At 53.9% G+C, this 19049-nt stretch carries 21 protein-coding genes; 8 read left to right on the forward strand and 13 right to left on the reverse strand.

Going from position 1 to position 19049, the window contains the following annotated elements; genetic code table 11:
* Positions 1 to 132 precede the first annotated feature (132 nt).
* Positions 133 to 2751 carry a M14 family zinc carboxypeptidase gene (locus tag J6J34_RS02630; protein ID WP_301835471.1) on the forward strand — a complete coding sequence of 873 codons (2619 nt, stop codon included), beginning with the start codon at positions 133 to 135 and terminating at the stop codon, positions 2749 to 2751.
* Here J6J34_RS02630 and J6J34_RS02635 read toward each other — a convergent pair.
* Positions 2748 to 3446 (reverse strand): ComF family protein, encoded by a 699-nt coding sequence (locus tag J6J34_RS02635; RefSeq protein WP_301835469.1) that lies wholly within the window; start codon positions 3444 to 3446, stop codon positions 2748 to 2750. The genes J6J34_RS02630 and J6J34_RS02635 overlap by 4 nt on opposite strands.
* A 32-nt stretch (positions 3447 to 3478) precedes the next feature.
* Between J6J34_RS02635 and bioH the strand changes: the two genes are divergently transcribed.
* A complete protein-coding gene (bioH, locus tag J6J34_RS02640) occupies positions 3479 to 4261 on the forward strand; it encodes a pimeloyl-ACP methyl ester esterase BioH (RefSeq protein WP_301719277.1) in 783 nt (260 codons plus the stop codon).
* Here the strand turns inward: bioH and mutM are convergent.
* On the reverse strand, positions 4258 to 5073 hold the full coding sequence (gene mutM / locus J6J34_RS02645) for a bifunctional DNA-formamidopyrimidine glycosylase/DNA-(apurinic or apyrimidinic site) lyase (protein WP_301898434.1): 816 nt from the start codon (positions 5071 to 5073) through the stop codon (positions 4258 to 4260). The two genes, bioH and mutM, sit on opposite strands and share 4 nt — an antisense overlap.
* 110 nt (positions 5074 to 5183) lie before the next feature.
* Here mutM and J6J34_RS02650 point away from each other — a divergent pair, with 110 nt between their 5' ends.
* A complete protein-coding gene (locus tag J6J34_RS02650) occupies positions 5184 to 5840 on the forward strand; it encodes a 2OG-Fe(II) oxygenase (RefSeq protein WP_301898435.1) in 657 nt (218 codons plus the stop codon).
* A 52-nt stretch (positions 5841 to 5892) separates the two neighbouring features.
* On the opposite strand, the gene rpmG is transcribed toward J6J34_RS02650, so the two are convergent.
* The 3 genes from rpmG to radC all read right to left on the reverse strand — a co-directional run bounded on the left by rpmG (position 5893) and on the right by radC (position 7133).
* On the reverse strand, positions 5893 to 6048 hold the full coding sequence (rpmG, locus tag J6J34_RS02655) for a 50S ribosomal protein L33 (protein ID WP_126763407.1): 156 nt from the start codon (positions 6046 to 6048) through the stop codon (positions 5893 to 5895).
* Positions 6049 to 6059: 11 nt separating this feature from the next.
* A complete protein-coding gene (gene rpmB / locus J6J34_RS02660; RefSeq protein WP_126763405.1) occupies positions 6060 to 6296 on the reverse strand; it encodes a 50S ribosomal protein L28 in 237 nt (78 codons plus the stop codon).
* 159 nt (positions 6297 to 6455) lie between these two features.
* The gene (gene radC / locus J6J34_RS02665; protein ID WP_301719273.1) at positions 6456 to 7133 is read right to left on the reverse strand and encodes a RadC family protein; all 678 of its coding nucleotides are present in this window, start codon (positions 7131 to 7133) and stop codon (positions 6456 to 6458) included.
* A 179-nt stretch (positions 7134 to 7312) separates the two neighbouring features.
* On the opposite strand from radC, the gene coaBC reads away from it, so the two are divergent.
* Complete coding sequence (gene coaBC, locus J6J34_RS02670) at positions 7313 to 8548, forward strand: bifunctional phosphopantothenoylcysteine decarboxylase/phosphopantothenate--cysteine ligase CoaBC (RefSeq protein WP_301898436.1); 1236 nt, start codon at positions 7313 to 7315, stop codon at positions 8546 to 8548.
* A gap of 42 nt (positions 8549 to 8590) precedes the next feature.
* Positions 8591 to 9178 carry a nucleoid occlusion factor SlmA gene (gene slmA / locus J6J34_RS02675; RefSeq protein ID WP_301719271.1) on the forward strand — a complete coding sequence of 196 codons (588 nt, stop codon included), beginning with the start codon at positions 8591 to 8593 and terminating at the stop codon, positions 9176 to 9178.
* Here the strand turns inward: slmA and gpsA are convergent.
* The 3 genes from gpsA to J6J34_RS02690 are packed head-to-tail and all read right to left on the reverse strand — an operon-like array spanning position 9170 to position 11162.
* A complete protein-coding gene (gene gpsA / locus J6J34_RS02680) occupies positions 9170 to 10171 on the reverse strand; it encodes an NAD(P)H-dependent glycerol-3-phosphate dehydrogenase (protein ID WP_301719270.1) in 1002 nt (333 codons plus the stop codon). The two genes, slmA and gpsA, sit on opposite strands and share 9 nt — an antisense overlap.
* 23 nt (positions 10172 to 10194) lie before the next feature.
* Entirely contained in the window at positions 10195 to 10698 is a 504-nt protein-coding gene (gene secB / locus J6J34_RS02685; protein ID WP_301719269.1) for a protein-export chaperone SecB, read from the reverse strand.
* Positions 10699 to 10733: 35 nt separating this feature from the next.
* Complete coding sequence (locus J6J34_RS02690) at positions 10734 to 11162, reverse strand: rhodanese-like domain-containing protein (protein ID WP_301719268.1); 429 nt, start codon at positions 11160 to 11162, stop codon at positions 10734 to 10736.
* A gap of 173 nt (positions 11163 to 11335) precedes the next feature.
* Here J6J34_RS02690 and gpmI point away from each other — a divergent pair, with 173 nt between their 5' ends.
* The 3 genes from gpmI to J6J34_RS02705 are packed head-to-tail and all read left to right on the forward strand — an operon-like array spanning position 11336 to position 14797.
* Complete coding sequence (gene gpmI / locus J6J34_RS02695) at positions 11336 to 12871, forward strand: 2,3-bisphosphoglycerate-independent phosphoglycerate mutase (RefSeq protein WP_301898437.1); 1536 nt, start codon at positions 11336 to 11338, stop codon at positions 12869 to 12871.
* Between the two features lie 10 nt (positions 12872 to 12881).
* Positions 12882 to 14033 carry a murein hydrolase activator EnvC family protein gene (locus J6J34_RS02700; protein ID WP_301719266.1) on the forward strand — a complete coding sequence of 384 codons (1152 nt, stop codon included), beginning with the start codon at positions 12882 to 12884 and terminating at the stop codon, positions 14031 to 14033.
* On the forward strand, positions 14033 to 14797 hold the full coding sequence (locus tag J6J34_RS02705; RefSeq protein ID WP_301898438.1) for a divergent polysaccharide deacetylase family protein: 765 nt from the start codon (positions 14033 to 14035) through the stop codon (positions 14795 to 14797). The genes J6J34_RS02700 and J6J34_RS02705 overlap by 1 nt, the downstream gene beginning before the upstream one ends.
* A 4-nt stretch (positions 14798 to 14801) precedes the next feature.
* Here the strand turns inward: J6J34_RS02705 and J6J34_RS02710 are convergent, their stop codons facing one another.
* The 5 genes from J6J34_RS02710 to ftsY all read right to left on the reverse strand — a co-directional run bounded on the left by J6J34_RS02710 (position 14802) and on the right by ftsY (position 19021).
* Entirely contained in the window at positions 14802 to 15008 is a 207-nt protein-coding gene (locus J6J34_RS02710; protein ID WP_301720777.1) for a YkgJ family cysteine cluster protein, read from the reverse strand.
* Positions 15009 to 15056: 48 nt separating this feature from the next.
* Entirely contained in the window at positions 15057 to 15923 is an 867-nt protein-coding gene (gene rpoH, locus J6J34_RS02715) for an RNA polymerase sigma factor RpoH (RefSeq protein ID WP_301719263.1), read from the reverse strand.
* A 160-nt stretch (positions 15924 to 16083) separates the two neighbouring features.
* On the reverse strand, positions 16084 to 17064 hold the full coding sequence (gene ftsX / locus J6J34_RS02720) for a permease-like cell division protein FtsX (protein ID WP_301719262.1): 981 nt from the start codon (positions 17062 to 17064) through the stop codon (positions 16084 to 16086).
* Positions 17061 to 17738: a cell division ATP-binding protein FtsE gene (ftsE, locus tag J6J34_RS02725; RefSeq protein WP_301719261.1), complete on the reverse strand. Its 678-nt coding sequence runs from the start codon at positions 17736 to 17738 to the stop codon at positions 17061 to 17063. The genes ftsX and ftsE overlap by 4 nt, the downstream gene beginning before the upstream one ends.
* Positions 17735 to 19021: a signal recognition particle-docking protein FtsY gene (gene ftsY, locus J6J34_RS02730; protein WP_301898439.1), complete on the reverse strand. Its 1287-nt coding sequence runs from the start codon at positions 19019 to 19021 to the stop codon at positions 17735 to 17737. The genes ftsE and ftsY overlap by 4 nt, the downstream gene beginning before the upstream one ends.
* Between the last annotated feature and the right edge of the window lie 28 nt (positions 19022 to 19049).

Below are 19049 nucleotides of genomic sequence, written 5' to 3' on the forward strand. Positions count from 1 at the left end.
TCACTGCTATACTTGAGTATTTTAGTAGGGTATATCTTATCGCAAAAATCGGTCATTGCATAGTAAGGAGCTTGGGGTTCTACCGGTATTTTGCTAGCTTAAGCTGATGTTTCATTGGCTTAGGAAGTTGTTATGCGTTATCTAAAACTAGTCGCTCTGGCGCTGTTGTTGGTAAGCACCAGTGCTTTCAGCGCGACGCTAAAAGATTATCTCCCGCAAGATGTCACCTATGACCCAAGTATTCCTACACCAGAATCCGTGTTGGGCTATCAGGTCGGTGAGTGGCACGTACGTCACGATCAGCTCGTCCGTTACATGGAAGTGCTTGCTGAAAACAGTGACCGATTCCAACTTGAATACACCGGTCGTACTCACGAAGACCGCCCTTTGTTACTGATTACCGTAACAACTCCTGAGAACCATCAAAATATTGATGCCTTGCGAGACGCCCACATGGCAGTTGCCGACCCGGCGCGCAAAGGCGACCCTGAGACTGCTCCTTTGGTGCTCTACATGGGCTATAGCATCCACGGTGACGAGCCTAGTGGAAGTAACGCAGCGCTGTTATATGCGTACTATCTCGCCGCAGCCCAAGGTGAAAAAATCGAAGCTGTGTTGCGCGATTCGATTATTTTACTCGACCCAAGCCTGAACCCTGACGGCTTAGCACGTTTTGCCCAGTGGGCCAATCAGCACCGCAGCCAGAACCTGGTTGCAGATCCGCAGCATCGCGAGCATGTCCAGGGGACTCCACGTGGCCGCGTCAACCATTACTGGTTCGACTTGAATCGTGACTGGTTGTTGCTGCAACACCCTGAGTCACGGGCACGTGTGGTGAACTTCCAGAAATGGAAGCCTAACGTCCTGACTGATTTCCACGAAATGGGTACTGACAGTACATTTTTCTTCCAGCCGGGCATTCCAACCCGCCGTAATCCGAACACCCCGGAAGAGAACGTAACACTTACTGCCAAGTTAGCCGAAGGCCATGCTGCCGCGCTCGATGAGCAAGGTCGTTTGTACTTTACAGAAGAAGCATTTGACGACTTTTATGTCGGTAAAGGTTCAACCTACCCTGACGTACAAGGCGCAATTGGTATCTTGTTCGAGCAAGCCTCAAGCCGCGGTCACGCACAAGATTCAATTAATGGTGTAGTTGAATTCCCCTTCACCATCCAGAATCAGTTCACCACTTCGTTGACCACCATGTACGGTGCTCACGCAAATAAGACTGCATTTCTTGATTACCAGCAGCGTTTCTTCGACAGCGCGTTGGAATTAGCTGACGACGCCGATTTCCGTGGCTACCTGTTTGGCGATGAGACCGACCCGGCCCGGGTAGAGGGATTACTTAAGCTGTTAGCGCAACATGAAGTGCAGGTGTATCCGGTCACGCGCGACATTGAAGACAATGGTGTGACCTTTAAAGCGGGCAGTAGCTACTATGTACCTTTACAGCAGCCACAGTACCGCTTGATCCGTGCCATGTTCAGCACGCGCCAGGACTTCCGCGACAATACCTTCTACGATGTTTCTGGCTGGACCTTGCCACTGGCATTTAACCTCAAATTCACCCGTACCGATGAGCGGGTTCGTCACAGCGATACCGCATGGCAGGCAGCTCCGGAAGCGCCGGCTGCGACCGCACTAAGTGCCGATGCCTATGCGTATGGTTTCGACTGGCATAATTACTTCGCACCACGTGCGTTGCAGGAATTGCTGGAAGCCGGCGTACACGTTCGTCAGGCCGACCTCGACTTTACTGCCAAGGTAACCGATGGCACACACGCATTTGATGCCGGTGCAGTCGTGATCACCCAGGCTTATCAGGACAAGCCATGGGCCGAAGTTCAGCAACTGGTGCAGACCATTACTGCACGCAATGGCCTCAACGTGCACAGCATCACCACCGGGCTGACGCCGTCGGGCATGGATCTGGGCAGTCGCAATCTGCGTCCGGTTGAACCTGTTAAGGTCATGATGCTGGTCGGCGACGGTGCCAATATGTACGAAAACGGTGAAGCATGGTATTACCTCGATCGCCACGTTGGCATTCCGTTATCGATGATTGATACCGACCGCTTTAACCGCATTGACCTGCAACGTTACACCCATATCCTGATGGTCGACGGTAGCTACCGCAACCTCAACGACGCTAGTGTTTCGCGTCTGCAGGACTGGGTGCGCAAAGGCGGTGTGGTTGTCGGTCAGCAAGGCGGTGCCAAGTGGCTTTCTGAAAACGAAATCCTGGCCGCCAAGTTTGTTGAAGATGAAGCTTTCGATGAAAAATTTGATAGCTCTGCGCTCAGCTACAGCGACCGTGACAGCTATTATGGCAAGCGTCGCGTTGCCGGTGCGATCTTCGGCGTTGAACTTGATTTGAGTCATCCGCTAACCTTCGGCTTCCCGCGTCAACAGCTACCTGTTTTCAAAGACAGCCTGAACGCTATGACGGTTCCGAAATCACCGTTCATCACTGTTGGCCGTTACCTGGATGAGCCACTACTTAGCGGTTATGCCGCCAAAGAAAACCGTGAAGTTATCGCTGATAAAGCAGCTCTGGTCGCGCACCGTCTTGGTGGTGGCCGCGTGATTGCCTTTGCCGACGACGTCAACTTCCGTGCGTTCTTCTGGGGCAGCGCGAAATTATTGAGCAATGCCATCTTTATGGCGCCTGCCATCGACGCTTATGCCAGCGAAGATAAAGACGCCGCAGCTGCGGCAGCAGAAGCTGAGGAAGCAGCGCACTAAAGAACTCCCGCCCGATGCGGTTCGGTGTAGCACAATGCCCACACATCGACCGCTTTTGCTCCCCGCCGTTGCAGTGCTGCAGCGGCGGCGGTTACTGAAGCCCCCGTAGTGACCACATCATCGACTAATGCCACCGTTAGACCCTTAAGCGAACGGGTACAGTGCATGGCCTTCGCCATGGCCTGCCAACGTTGCTGACGGTTTAACCGATGCTGTTGCCCTTCATCATGCAGCCGTCGCAGTAATCCCGTGGCAAACGGCAGTTGTACCAAAGCCCCAACCTCACGGGCTAACAATGCCGCCTGGTTAAAGCCTCTTTTGCGCCAGCGTTTACCTGTCATCGGCATCGCCACTATCAGATCTGGCCAGCTTTCCGGCTGTCCCCGGTAGCAGGCGTAGACGTGCGCCGCCAGCAACGGTGCCAGACTGTTGACCAGCTCAGGGCAACGTTGGAACTTGTACCTTTTCACCAGCTGCTGACTTTCAGCTTGCCAGGCTAACGCCGCAAACCAGTGCCGCCCATAGCCCGTCGCTTCAGGCGGTCCACGCCAACGCAACGAGTTTGGTGGCAAGCGCGGTAGGTCGTGATAACAGGCTCGGCAAAAGCCATAGGATTCATCACGATGCAACGACTGCAGACACAGCCAGCAGCAGCCGCCGGGTAACTTGGCAAGCAACGATTGCAGGGGTACCATAAGCTCCTCCGTGAGCGGTAACAGGAATAACTATGGTAGCCAAGGTTTGGTCAGACGTCAGTGGCACAGGAGAGGATATCGTTGTCCTCCATGGCTGGGGTTTAAATGGTGCAATCTGGACACCGGTGCAGGACGAGCTCGCCCGCCTCGGCCGCTTAACCCGGCTCGATCTGCCAGGGTATGGCGAGTCACCATGGCCCCCTGAGCGTCCGCTCAACTTCACCCAACTCTGTGAGCTAACCCTCGACGCGCTACCTGCGCGCTGCCACCTGATCGGCTGGTCGTTAGGCGGGCTGGTGGCTACGCAGCTGGCACTGCAGGCACCAGCACGGGTTGCCAGTTTGACTACGGTCGCCTCCTCGCCCTACTTTCCGGCAGAGCCGCCGGCCTGGCCCGGCATTGAGCCGAGCATCCTGAGCCAGTTCGGCAAACAACTGAGCAAAGACTTCCGCCGCACTGTGGAGCGGTTTCTAGCCCTGCAGTCGTTGGGCAGCCCCCATGCAAAACAAGATGTGAAAGCGATTAAAGAATGGTTGTTTAGCAAGCCCATGGCGAGCGTTGAGGTGCTGGATGCCGGTCTGGATATGCTCGCCGAGGTTGACCTGCGTGAGCAACTGCAGCAACTTACCTTGCCGTTCCTACGTATCTATGGCCGCCTCGATGCGCTGGTTCCCAGCACTGTTGCGGAGCAGGTGGACCGATTGGCTCCGCACAGCGAGCGCTTCATTGCGCCGCAATGCAGTCATGCGCCGTTCATCAGCGCCCCCGAAACCTTCTGTGAAGTATGGCGTGAGTTCTTCCTGCGCGTGCGCTAGCGCTGGCAACGTTTACAATACACGGTGCTACGCTGACCCAGGCGAATTTCCGTGAGCTCCTGTTTGCAGACCATACACTGCTTGCCGCCGCGGCCATAAACATTCAGATGCTGCTTAAAGTAACCAGGCTGGCCATCGGCCTGGGTAAAATCCTGCAAAGTGGTACCGCCTTGTGCAATGGCTTCGGTCAGGGTTTGCTTGATAATAGGCACCAGGCGCTGCAAGCGCGCCAGACTGACCTTACCCGCCGCACGTTTAGGGTGAATACCCGCTTTAAACAGTGCTTCATTGGCATAAATGTTGCCAACCCCTACCACCACATGGTTATCCATAATAAAGGTCTTGATGGCTTGCTGGCGGCCCTTGGCCCGCTGATGCAAGTAGCCTGCGGTAAACGCCTCAGTCAGCGGTTCGGGTCCCAGATCTTTAAGCAGGGGGTGGTCCAGACCAGGATGCTGCTCACTCAGCAATACACAGCCGAACCGACGTGGATCGTTGAACCTTAAACATTGACCGCTGCTGAGCTGAATATCGACATGATCATGTTTCACCACCAGGCTATCCTTGGGCACCACGCGCAATTTGCCTGACATGCCCAGATGAATGATAAGGTAGCCTTTATCAGTGTGCAGAATGAGGTATTTGGCGCGCCGCTCGACCCGCGCAATTTCCGCTCCTGCAAGCGCCGTCACGCCCTCGGGGATCGGCCACCGTAAACGTCGATCGCGCACCACTACCGAAGTGATGGTTTGTCCTTCAAGATGCGGGGCGATGCCCATTCTGCTGACTTCAACTTCTGGTAATTCTGGCATCTGCTTTCTCTTGTGCTGAGGGCCTATGTTTAGTGCTTGTCTTTACAGCTTGTCTTTAACTACGCTGTAAACTATATTTCGCGCCGACGATAAAGGAGAGCCTCCACCTGATGACCACTGCCCCACCAGTACTAACGGTTGCTGATTTTGCCACCGAGTCGATCGCTGTCGACCAGCTGGCACAGGCTGGCTATGTCATTGTACCTAACTTTCTTGCCCGCGAACATTGCCAGCAACTTTACGACTATGCCCTTGGTTTGCCAGCGCAAGGATGGCAGCAGGCAGGCATTGGCCGGGCTGACAATTACACCACCAACAGCGCGGTGAGGCAGGATAAAATCCGCTGGTTACGGGCGGACTACCATTACGAAAACGCCTACCTGAGGATGATGGATCAGTTACGCCTGGAGCTCAATCGTGAACTCTTTATGGGGCTGTTCGATTATGAATGTCACCTCGCTCACTACCCACCCGGCGCCTTTTACCGTAAACATCTAGATGCCTTCAAGGGCCGCAGCAATCGCATTCTGACCACGGTGTTCTATCTGAATCCTGATTGGCAGGAACAGGATGGCGGTCAACTGGTGATTTATGGGGAACGGGGCGAGGTGCTTGAGACCGTGTTGCCCGAAGCTGGCAAGTTGGTCGTGTTTTTAAGTGACGTGTTCGTGCACGAGGTGCTACCCGGCGCCCGTGATCGATTCAGCATTACCGGCTGGTATCGCCTTAACGCGAGTATTGGCGGCGTGGTCGATCCGACCCGTTAAAACAAAAAACCCGACACGAGGTCGGGTTTTTCAGAACATGCTGGAACGAAGCTTACTTAATTTTAGCTTCTTTGAACATCACGTGTTTACGAACCACAGGATCGAACTTTTTGATTTCCATCTTTTCTGGCATGTTACGCTTGTTCTTGTCGGTAGTGTAGAAATAACCAGTACCGGCAGAAGATACTAAACGAATCTTATCGCGCATAGTTTAATTCCTTACACTTTTTCGCCACGTGCGCGCAGATCCGCGAGCACAGAGTCGATACCGTTTTTATCAATAATACGCATACCTTTAGTGGTAATACGCAGCTTCACCCAACGCTTTTCTGATTCAACCCAGAAGCGGTGTGATTGTAGGTTTGGCAGGAAACGACGCTTGGTCGCGTTGCGCGCGTGTGAACGGTTGTTTCCGCTAACCGGACGCTTTCCTGTAACTTGACATACTCGTGACATCGTTTTTTACTCCAAAAATTGCTTCAAGCTCGCCTGTCGCCCATCGCGGCCTTGCCTTGAATCCGAGGGCGCATTTTATACAGTAATCCGACTCGGTAATCAAGTGATCGACGCGTTTTTTTGATCTTTTCTGATCGTCTTGATGGTGGCGCTACTCTACTACAATAGCCCGCGCTCGGCAAACGAAACTGGCTCCCCGCTCCCAATCACAAAGTGATCCAGCAATGCCACATCGATCATTGTCAGCGCATTTTTAAGACGATCCGTGACCCGCTGATCCGCCTGACTGGGTTCGGCCACGCCCGAGGGGTGATTGTGCGCTAAAATCACCGCCGCGGCATTATGTTGCATCACCAGTTTAATGATTTCACGCGGGTATACCGGCGCCGCGTTAATGGTCCCATGAAACAACTCCACGTATTTTAGTAAGCGGTGCTGGCTGTCTAATAGCAACACCACGAACACCTCCCTTTGCTGATGGCGTAACTGAGCGGTTAAATAGTCACGGACCATGGCAGGTTGGGTAAAACCTTCGTCACGCCGCAACTGCCAGGCCAGATAACGTCGCGAAATTTCCATGACCACTTGCAACTGCATCACCCGCGCCGGTCCCAGTCCCGGCTGTTGCAGCAACTCTTTGGTCGAGGCGGCCAGCATGCCGCCAATGCCCTCAAACGCGTGCAGCAGTTCGCGCGCATAAGTGACCACATCCTTGCCCCGTACCCCGGTGCCCAGTAATATTGCCAGTAATTCGGCATCACTTAAGGCGCTCACGCCCAGCTCCGCCATCTTCTCTCGCGGACGCTCCTGGGCTGGCCAGTTTTTGACTGTACTCATTGTTCCTCCATGAACCTCTTCGCTGTCTCAATTCCAATGTCAGATTACCAGTGAACGACGTCTGGATTCGGGGGCGATGATGAAAAGTTGGTCGCTTCGCTCATCAACTGCATGTTAAAAGTTCCGTAAAGACAGTATCTCGTGCTAGGCTAACAGACCTGGATTGGTGAGGACTTACTATGACGGAAACCCCTATCAAATCGTTATCTGGACGCCATGTTCTGGTTGCTGTCAGTGGCGGTATTGCAGCCTATAAAAGCCCCGACCTGGTGCGTCGCTTACGTGATGTGGGCGCCATCGTACGGGTGGTTATGACCAAAGGCGCACATGCTTTTATTACCCCGCTGACACTACAAGCCGTATCTGGCCATAGCGTCCACGATGACCTGCTGGATCCGGCGGCGGAGGCGGCCATGGGCCACATCGAACTCGCCAAATGGGCCGATGTGATCCTGATTGCACCGGCCAGTGCCAACACTCTTGCCCGCCTCGCCCATGGCTTTGCCGACGATCTGTTAAGCACCCTGTGTTTAGCAACCACGGCACCTGTCATGCTGGCGCCGGCGATGAATCAACAAATGTGGTCGGCCAGTTCGGTGCAGCGCAATATGCGCGAACTTGAGGATCTTGGCTTTCATATCATCGAACCCGCCAGTGGCTCGCAAGCCTGTGGTGACGTCGGTGCTGGGCGCATGCCTGAACCCATTGCATTGCGCGATGCCGTGGTTGAGCTGTTAGCTCCGGGCAAGGTTGCTTTTGCCGGAAAACATATCGTAATTACCGCTGGTCCGACGCGCGAAGCCATCGATCCGGTTCGCTACCTGAGTAATCATAGTTCCGGCAAGATGGGCTATGCACTGGCGACACAAGCCCTGCGCGCAGGCGCGCAGGTGACCTTAGTGACCGGCCCGACGCAATTAACACCCCCAAAAGGGGCAAAATTGGTCGCGGTAGAGAGCGCCGAAGAGATGTTGGCTGCCGTTGAAGAAGCCGTGTCTGCGGATGATATTTTCATCGCGTGTGCGGCCGTTGCCGACTACCGCCTGGCCCGCGTGGCGGAGCAAAAAATCAAGAAACAGGACGGCGCAACCCAGCTTGAACTGGTGCGGACTCCGGATATTCTTTCGACCATCGCGCATCGTGCAAAGCCTCCCGTATGTGTAGGTTTTGCCGCAGAAACTCAGGATGTTGCACGCTACGCTGCCGATAAGCTCAAACGCAAAAAGCTCACTCTCATTGCGGCTAACGACGTCAGCGATAAAAGTATCGGCTTTAACAGTGATGATAACGCCATGACCCTGTTCTGGCATGACGCAGACGGTGAGTTGCAGCGACGCGATCTCGGCCGCGCGCCAAAAGCGCAAATTGCCGACGCAATTTTGACCCAACTACACGAATTACAGACTTCACGCTGATGTAACTGCGTGCCCCATAAGAATAAAGAGAGAACGTTAACGATGACGACGAGTAAGAAACCGAATCGTAAAGAGCAAATTTTAGGGACGCTGGCCGCCATGCTGGAAACCAGCCCGGGTCAACGGATCACGACCAAGAACCTGGCTGCTGAACTGGGCGTCTCTGAGGCAGCTCTATACCGCCATTTTCCGTCCAAAGCACGGATGTTTGAGGGGCTCATTGAGTTCACCGAAGAAGCTGTATTAAGTCGCATCAATCAGGTCATGGAAGTCGAGAAAGACACCCTCATTCGTTGCGAAATGATGTTGCGAGTGGTCCTTACCTTTGTCGAACGCAATCCGGGTATTACCCGTATTTTGACCGGTGATGCCTTGATGGGTGAACATGATCGTCTGCGCTCGCGGGTGCAGAATCTGTTCGCTAAAATTGAGTCGAACCTGAAGCAGGCGCTGCGGGAACGTCGCCTGCGGGAAAACGTACAAAGCCGTCTTGATGAAGCCGTACTGGCTAACCTGTTGATGGCTTATGCGGATGGCAAAATTGCGCAGTTTGTACGCTCAGAGTTTAAACAGACCCCGACCACCGAGTTTGATGCGCAATGGCAAACCATTGCCCACCAATTACTCTGAAGTCCGCGCCCGGCTCAGCAGGTTGATTGCCGCCTGCTGAGGCGTGGTATCGCCGTAGAGAACATCATAAATCTGTTCACAAATCGGCATTTCTACGCCGTGCCGTCGGGCCAGCATCACCACTTCCTTAGTGTTACGATAGCCTTCGATGGCCTGACCAATATCGCTCATCGCCTGTTCAACAGACTTGCCCTGTCCCAGCGCGAGACCGAAGCGTCGATTGCGCGACTGATTATCGGTACAGGTTAAAATCAGGTCGCCCAAGCCCGCCATGCCAGTAAAGGTTTCCGGTTTAGCGCCGAGTTCCAGTCCCAGTCGGGTCAGTTCGGCCAGACCGCGAGTGATCAGTGCGGTGCGCGCATTGGCGCCGAAGCCAATACCATCGGCCATACCGGCACCTATAGCGATCACGTTTTTCACCACGCCACCAAGCTGAACACCAATAAAGTCATCGTTAGTGTAGACCCGGAAGCTGCGATTACAGTGCAATAACTCCGAGAGCTCGTGGACAAAGTCAGGGTCCGTTGACGACATGGAAATTGCCGTCGGCAGACCTTTTGCCATTTCCATCGCAAAAGTAGGTCCGGATAACACTGCCAGTGCATGTTCGTTGCCCAGAATTTCTTCAGCAACCTCAAACAGCAGACGGCCGGTGTCGGGCTCCAGGCCCTTGGTCGCCCACGCCACGCGGGCGTCACTGCGGATCAATGGCTTGATATCATGCAGCACCTGGGCAAAACCACTACTGGGCACGACCACCACGATGTTACGGGCGTCGGCAACAGCTTCAGCCAGATCGCTGGTGACCGTTAATGCATCAGGAAGAGGGATACCTGGCAAGTAGCGTTTATTTTCCCGCTGCTCGGCCATAGAAGAGGTTTGCTCTGCGTCGCGGCCCCAAAGACAAATTGGATTTCCCTTGCGCGCAAAACAAAGTGCCAGGGCGGTTCCATAAGAACCGGCTCCTAGCACTGTCACTTGAGTATCACGCATGAGTTAGCGTTATACCTGATTGCTTACGCGTCAGCTTGCTGTTCAGCTTGCTGCTGTTGCTGTTGCATATGCTGTGCGAACACTGCGTCGAAGTTTACTGGCGCAAGGTTCAATTGTGGGAATGTTGCACGGCTTACTAAGCTCGACAGGCATTCACGTGCATATGGGAACAAGATGTTCGGGCAGAATGCACCCAGCAATTGCGCGCGCTGTGCTTCTTCAATCGAGTCAGCAATAGTAAAAATACCGGCCTGATGAACTTCAGCTAAAAACGCAACGTCTTCACCCACCTTGTTGGTCGCGGTGATTTTCAGCACGACTTCATAGGTGTTGTCTTCCAGCTTGGTGTTTTTCACGTTCAGATCGAGGTTTAACTCAGGCTTCCATTCTTTACGGAAGATCTCTGGTGAATTCGGCGCTTCGAAAGAAACATCTTTGGTGTAGATACGCTGAATTGCGAATGCTTGTTCTTGTTGTGCTTGCGCTTCGCCTTGAGCGGCGCCGTTTACTTGCTGTTCATCAGCCATGGTTATACTTCCTATTAACGATTTGGTTTTACGAGTTATTTGTTAACGAGCGGAAAACTTGCGCCTTTCCAGGCTGAAATTCCACCTTGTAATAAGGCAACGTTTTCATAGCCCGCTTTAGTCAATTCTTGCGACACTGATTTTGCGGTCATGCCAGTTGCACATACCACAACGATGGGGGCAGATTTGTATTTCTCAAGTGCCGCAGTGTCATTTTTTCGGATCCGCTCAGCAGGTAAATTGACTGAGCCATGGATATGCCCTTTGCGAAATTCATCAACCGAGCGGGTATCGACAAATACGCCATCGTTGCGGTTGACCTCCAGCGTCGCCTGCTGCGGGGTAAGCGCTTTAACATTGGACGTTGCGGCCTGCACATAAGAAACGATGAGGGCGATTAGCAACACTACCCATAAGATACTCATCAAATAGTGGTCGGCTGCGAAGGCTAGGATTTGCTCCATGATTGCTCACTACTCCTACTGAAAAAATCAAGCACCAGAGTATACCTGCTGAAACGCCAGTTACCAGTAAAATTTGGGGGCATTTCGACCGACAGCGGGTGCGTTGCGACGTAAAATCGCATAAACTAAAGATCAATCAAGAACTACCCACAACAACCAAGTGAGGATGTGCAATGGCGAAGCCACATACCCCCCTAGCGCTGTTGATTTTAGACGGCTGGGGTCACCGCGAAGCAACCGATGACAATGCCATAGCGGCGGCAAATACGCCCAACATGGACAAGTTATGGGCAGAATGCCCGCATACACTCGTTGACGGTTCTGGCATGTCGGTGGGTCTTCCCGACGGTCAGATGGGCAATTCCGAAGTTGGCCATGTCAATCTGGGCGCCGGCCGCGTTGTTTACCAGGACTTTACCCGGGTCAGCAAGGCCATCCATGATGGCGAGTTCTTTGCTAATCCCGCGCTCACTGAGGCCGTCGATAAAGCGGTAGCGAATGAACGCGCAGTGCATATTATGGGGTTGTTATCTCCGGGTGGCGTACATAGTCACGAACGGCACCTGCTGGCAATGGTCGAGATGGCCGCTCAGCGCGGCGCGAAGCAGGTTTATGTGCACGGCTTTCTGGACGGTCGCGATACTCCACCGCGCTCGGCTAAACCAAGCCTTGAACGCTTTGAACAGCTGTTCAGCAAGCTCGGTGTTGGCCGTTTTGCCAGCCTGTGCGGCCGCTATTATGCGATGGATCGGGATAAACGCTGGGACCGTATCGAACAAGCCTGGCAACTCCTGGTCGATGGTAGCGCTCCCTTCGCTGCGCCCAGCGCGGGCGAGGCCCTGGCGCAAGCCTACGAGCGCGGTGAAAATGACGAGTTTGTGAAGCCTACCCGCGTGGCTGACGCCGCGCCCATGCAGGACGGCGATAGTGTTATTTTCATGAACTTCCGGGCCGATCGCGCCCGCCAGCTTAGCCATGCTTTTGTAAGCGAAGATTTTAACGGCTTCGAGATCACCCGCCGGCCAAACCTGGCAAGCTTTGTCTCGCTGACCGAATATGCGAAAGATATCCACAGCACAGTAGCTTTTCCTCCAGAAAGCCTGGATAACGTGCTTGGCGAATGGCTAAGTAAAGAAGGTTATACCCAGTTACGCATCTCAGAAACTGAGAAATATGCGCATGTGACTTTCTTTTTTAGCGGCGGCAGAGAGCAGGAATTCGAAGGCGAAACCCGTGTACTGGTGCCTTCCCCGCAAGTAGCAACCTATGATCTGCAACCAGAAATGAGCAGTGTCGAACTGACCGATAAGCTGGTTGCGGCGATTAAGAGTGGCGCGCACGATGTCATTGTCTGCAATTACCCAAATGGCGATATGGTCGGTCACACCGGCGACTTTGCCGCGGCAGTCAAAGCGATTGAAGCCGTGGATGCCGCGGTGGGTCGAGTGGTAGCCGCGTTGCGCGAAGTGGGCGGCGAATGCGTAATCACCGCCGATCATGGCAACGCCGAGCAGATGGAAGATCATTCGACCGGGCAGTCGCACACCGCCCATACCAGTGAGCTGGTACCCTTCATTTACGTTGGCCGCGCGGGCTCTGCCCGGGATGGCGGGATCCTTTCCGATGTGGCGCCGACGCTGCTGCATCTACTTGGACTGCCGCAGCCCGAGGAAATGACCGGCAAATCCATTATTACGCTTGACTCATGAAGCGACCGCAATGAGGCGTAATCTGGCGTTTCTGTTCCTGGCATCCCTGCTGTTGGCGAGTTCTGCGTCGACAGCAGCGGGCTGGCAGCAAGCACGCCCGGAGGATGCCGCTGAGACTCAGGCGCGGATTGATGCCATCAGCCGGGAGCTGGAGCGGCGGCAATCGGCAATGGAGCAGCGCTCAAAACAAATGAGCTTAACCGAGCGTGAGCTGCAGCAGCTGGAAATGCAAATCAGCACGGTCGCCAATGAACTGGCGCAAACAACGGCCAGACTGGCACAAACCAATCAGCGTATTGGCGCGCTGGAACAGCAACAGTCCACCCTCGAGTCAGAACAACGGCAACAGGCCAAATGGCTGGCAAAGCAGCTCAATATGGCCTATCGCATTGGTGAACACGACTTTTTGAAACTGGTTCTGAATCAGGAGAATCCCGCCGATTTTGAACGATTGCACGGCTACTACGGTTACTTTAACCGGGCCCGCTTAGAAAAGCTCGATGAACTCAAGGCAACTCAGGCACAGCTAGCCCAGGTGATGGCTGATCTCGCAGCCGCACGCAACGACATTGCCGCGCAACAGCAAGAGCAAAAACGCCAACAGGGCGTGCTGCGTGAACAGCAAAAAGAGCAACAACAACTCATCGGCCGTTTGCAGCAACAGCAACAACAGGATCAGTCGCGGGTCGCCCAGCTGCAGCAGGATCAGGAAGAGCTTGAGCAAGTGCTGGCCGCAATTATCGCCGCGCTACGCGACGAGCCTCAGTTGGATGGCCTGGCTAAGCTAAAGGGCGACCTGAACTGGCCAGCGCAAGGTAAAGTACAGAATCTGTTTGGCCGCACCCGTAGTGGTGGGGTCAAGTGGAAAGGTACCTTAATTGACGCAGCGGCTGGCAGTCCGGTGCGCGCTATTGCCGATGGCCGAGTCATTTTCGCCAACTGGATGCGTGGCTACGGTCTGCTGCTGGTACTTGATCATGGTGACGGTTATATGAGCCTTTACGGTCATAATCAGACGATTTTGCCCAATGTTGGTGAAGTGGTTCGGCGCGGCGAGGAAATTGGTCTGGTGGGACAAAGCGGCGGGCGTGAATCCCCTGCGCTTTATCTTGAGATTCGAGTCAAGGGCGAGGCGGTGAACCCCGCGCAGTGGTGCCGCTGATGGCGCTTGTGACTTCGCTCAAATTGGCTGTTGTATTACTCTCGGCCATGATCTTGCCCCCTGTTCTGGCCCTTCCCCTGCAAGGCGAGCCGCCAGTGCAGCCGCGAATTGCCATCGTCATCGACGACCTGGGTCATCATCAGAATCATTTCGACTTTGTCGAGCTCTCCTTTCCTGTCACTCTGGCGATCATGCCATTTACCCCCAAAGCTGAAGCGCTGGCAACGAGCGCAACCCGTCAAGGGCATGAGGTGATCATTCATATGCCCATGCAGGCAGAGCACCGTGATGAACAACGTCAGGGGGAACTCGATCGCTTCGATACGCCGGCGCAGTTTCTTGCGACCTTAAACGCCGCATTTTCCCGCCTGCCCCAGGCTAAAGGTCTTAACAATCATCAGGGCAGTCGATTGACTGCTGAAGTTGCGCCGATGCAGCTGTTAATGAAGGAACTGACCGCGCGCCAGCTTTACTTTCTTGATAGCCGGACGACCACTGCGACACAAGCAGAGGAGCTTGCCCGGACAGCAGGTATCCCCGCATTAAGGCGCCACGTTTTCCTGGATAATGAGCCGCATCTGGAGGCTATCAAGAAGGAGTGGTCGCGGCTGCTTGATATCGCCGCAGAACAGGGCTTCGCTGTGGCTATCGGGCATCCCTACCCAGCGACTCTGGAGTTCCTGCAACAGCATTTACCGCAGCTTGCCGAACAGGGACAGGTCGAGCTGGTGTACTTGTCTGAGCTCCTGCCAACACCCCGGTAACGTCTCAGGACGTCTCCGCTTCCAGTCGGGTCAGTAAGATCAAGGCTTCATCGCGGTGACTTCCGCAGATCGAAGGTTCGGCGTCAAAATCCGCGCAGACTTGCGGCCGATCAGGATGACCGAAAATGCCACAGAGATGATTTTCAGTGAGGTGAATACAACGAATGCCAGCTGGTTTCCCGGCTGGCATCCCTGGTATTGCTGAACTTATTGACGGTGCGATACAACAGGCACCACAGCCGGCGCGGCATTGCACGCCTTAGGCCATCGCCATACGCAGCTTTTTAATCGCGTTTGCTTCAAGCTGACGGACCCGCTCCGCAGAAACTTCGTATTTGTCGGCAAGCTCTTGCAAAGTGGTTTTATTGTTATCGTCCAGCCAACGGGCACGAACGATGTCCTGGCTGCGCTCATCAAGCGTGTTAATTGCAGAGAAAAGGCGTTTTTGCGTGTGTGCCTGCCACTCTTCCTGCTCAACTTCTTCAGCGAGATCAGAACGTTTGTCTTCTAAATACTGTGCTGGTGAATAGTTGCCGCCTTCACGTGCATCATCATCGTCCGAGCTTAATTCGAACGCCTGGTCATGAGCACTCATGCGCGCTTCCATTTCCATCACTTCTTTGGTGCTGACGCCCAAAGTTTCAGCGACTGTGCTTACTTCTTCATGGGTGAACCACCCCAGACGCTTTTTCATTTTACGCAAGTTGAAGAACAATTTGCGTTGCGCTTTCGTGGTTGCAACCTTAACTACGCGCCAGTTTTTCAGCACGTACTCGTGAATTTCTGCTTTAATCCAGTGAACTGCGAATGATACCAGGCGCACACCCACCGATGGGTCGAAGCGACGCACGGCTTTCATCAGACCGATATTACCTTCCTGGATCAGATCTGCCTGCGGCAAGCCGTAACCGGAATAGCTACGTGCCACATGCACCACAAAGCGCAAGTGCGACATGATCAGCTTACGTGCAGCTTCTAAATCATTTTCTTCGGTTAATCGAACCGCCAGCTGATTCTCTTCCTCAGCAGTGAGCATTGGAATGCGATTGACCGACTGAATATAGGCCTCAAGGCTTCCGCCGCTTTGCGGGACCGCTAGTGCCATATTTGTCATTTCAGTACTCATTCAACAACATCCTCTTTTGCAGGTAACTGCACCTGTGAATTGATTCTGCAGTCACACAATCAGACCTTATACAGCCTGAGAAGTTCCCTCATTCTAGCAAATCTGACGCTGCTGACAATGGGATCCTAATGATCTTCATAAAACTTACATGGGGGATAAATTAGCGCGGTTCAATAGCACTCACGTGTTTTCTTACCGCAATATACGAACCCACTAACCCCAGTCCGATAGCAATCCCCCAGACCACCGCCATTTCCGTCAGATTCAGACCAGTTAAACGAAATTCGCTATCATAAAGATCAGCGATATCGCGCACTGCACCACTGAGCCACCACAACAAGGCTCCGGTCGCCAGCCAGGTAATGATGCCGCCCACCAGACCATACCAGACGCCGGTGTACAAGAACGGTCGCTGGATATAGGCATCCGTCGCCCCCACCAGCTTCATCACCATGATTTCGTCACGTTTGCTACTGATATTCAGGCGAATGGTATTGCCAACAATCAGGATAACAGCGACACAAAGCAACAGCGCCAGGGCCAGAAAACCGTCTCTGACCAGATTCACAATGGCCTGGAACCGCTGTAACCAGCCAAGATCAAGGCGCGCCTGCTCGACTTCGCGCTGCTCACTGAATTTGCGAACCAATGCTTCGGCGGCAGCTGGGGTGCGAAAGCCCTCGCGCGGAATCACGATCAGAACATTCGGCAACGGGTTGCTGCTCAGGGTATCTAAGGCCTCGCCGAAGCCAGAACGCTGGCGAAATTCGGCCAGTCCCTGCTCTTTGTCAATCAGGCGCACGGCTTCGACCTCTTCAGCCAGTTCGGTACGCTTACTAAAAGTCTGCACTTCCTGCTGGGTGAGTTGCTGCCGTAAAAACAGGGTGATTTCCGAGGCCTGTTGCCAGTTCGCGCCCACATCATCAGTATTTTTTACGATCACATACAAAGTCGCTGGTAACGTCAGGCTGAGTCCAAGCACCGCCATCGTCATCAATGATGCGAAAGGATAGCGCGCCAGCTCACCAAGACTGCCGATACATTGCTGAATGTGATGGACCCAGAACATGAGAAAGCGTCGCATGCCCGATATTTTGACCTGCTGAGCGCCTTGCTGACGGGAGCGAAACAGCACACTCATAACGCTTCCTCCGTCAGGCCGTCGTTAATCATGCGACCTTCTTTGAGGTTTAAGGTGCGGTAACGTAAACGGGCAATCAAACCCAGATCGTGCGTCGCGATAAGCACTGAAACGCCGACCCGATTGAAATCTTCAAACAGCTTGATGATCTCGCCAGAGAGCTTCGGGTCAAGATTACCAGTGGGTTCATCTGCCAACAGCAACGGTGGCTTATTCACCACCGCCCGGGCAATACCTACCCGCTGTTGTTCGCCGCCCGAGAGCATTTGCGGATAATGCCGGACCTTATCGCCTAGCCCGACTTTCTCAAGTGCGGCTTGCACACGCTTGCGCGCCTCGGCGAGACTGTACCCCTCAATCATCAGGGGTAATGCAACATTATCGAATACCGTGCGATCCATCAGCAGCCGGTGGTCCTGAAAGATCATGCCGATATCACGTCGTGCATAGGCAATTTGCTTACGCTCAATGCGCTTCAGGTCGTGACCGTTGATCATCACCCGTCCCGCGGTGGGCCGCTCCATCATACTAATGAGCTTCAGCACGGTACTTTTGCCTGCACCGGAGTGCCCGGTCAAAAAGGCCATTTCCCCTGGCTCAATGTGAAAACTGACATTTTTCAGAGCCTGAAAACCACCAGGATAGACTTTGCTGACTTGCTCAAATTTGATCATTGCTGCTGCGGTTCCTCAATGGCACGCTGAAACAGTGCCTGGACAAAGGGCTTAGCGGCAAAAGGTCGTAAATCATCAATGCCTTCGCCGACACCAATATAGCGGATCGGCAGCTTGAACTGATCCGCTATAGCGAAGATCACCCCGCCTTTCGCGGTACCATCGAGCTTGGTTAAGGTAATACCTGTCACGCCCACGGCTTCGGTAAATAGTTTCGCCTGACTAATGGCATTTTGCCCAGTTCCGGCATCAAGGGTCAACATCACTTCATGGGGCGCATTTTCGTCGAGTTTCTTCATTACCCGCACGACTTTTTTCAGTTCGTCCATCAGGTGCGCTTTGTTCTGCAGGCGTCCGGCAGTATCAGCGATAAGCACGTCAACATTACGTGCTTTTGCGGCCGCTACCGCATCGTAAATGACCGACGCGCTGTCGGCACCGGTATGTTGCGCAATCACTGGAATGTCATTGCGTTCCCCCCACACCTGCAACTGTTCAACCGCCGCGGCACGAAAAGTATCGCCTGCGGCCAGCATCACGGACTTGCCTTCACGGCGCAATTGTTGTGCGAGTTTACCGATAGTGGTGGTCTTACCGACGCCGTTCACGCCAACCATTAAGATCACATAAGGGCCTTGCTGCTTAGCTGGAATCGTCAATGGTTGCTCGACTTCCTGTAAGATTTCGACCATGTCGTCTTGCAATAACTGATAGAGAGTTTCGGCATCCTTGAGCTGCCGGCGATCGGCTTGCTCGGTCAGACGCTCCACGATGCGCATGGTGGTGGGTACACCAATATCGGCCGTCAGCAGCTGGGTTTCCAGGTCTTCAAACAGCTCATCATCAATTTTTTTGTCTTTGAAGATGCCCCACAGCCCATCGCCAATAGCGGTCGACGTCTTTTTCAGCCCCGTGGTCAGGCGTTGCCACAGGCTCGGTTTAGATTGCTCTTGGGCAGGCTCTGGCTCTGGTTCTGGTTCTGGCTCTGGTTCTGGTTCTGGTTCTGGTTCTGGCTCTGGTTCTGGCTCTGGTTCTGGCTCTGGCTCTGGTTCTGGTTCTGGTTCTGGTTTAAGCTGCGCAGCACGGCTTTCGGCGGTCACCTGGGCGCAAATTTCCGTTGCATCCGGCGCGACCAGTTCCGCTACCGATGTCTCAGGTTCGGGTGCCTCTGCCTCTGCATCAGCATCCGCCTCATCTTGTTGTTCGACCTCCGGTTCCTCAGACTGCTCGTGCTTGTCGTCTTTCTTTTTCAGGAACCGCGAAAAAAATGATCCTTTAGCCATGCCTTGTTTACCTTTGGAAGTTCGCTGC

Origin of the sequence: Pseudidiomarina terrestris (assembly GCF_030466405.1) — a bacterium.
Lineage (GTDB): Bacteria > Pseudomonadota > Gammaproteobacteria > Enterobacterales > Alteromonadaceae > Pseudidiomarina > Pseudidiomarina terrestris.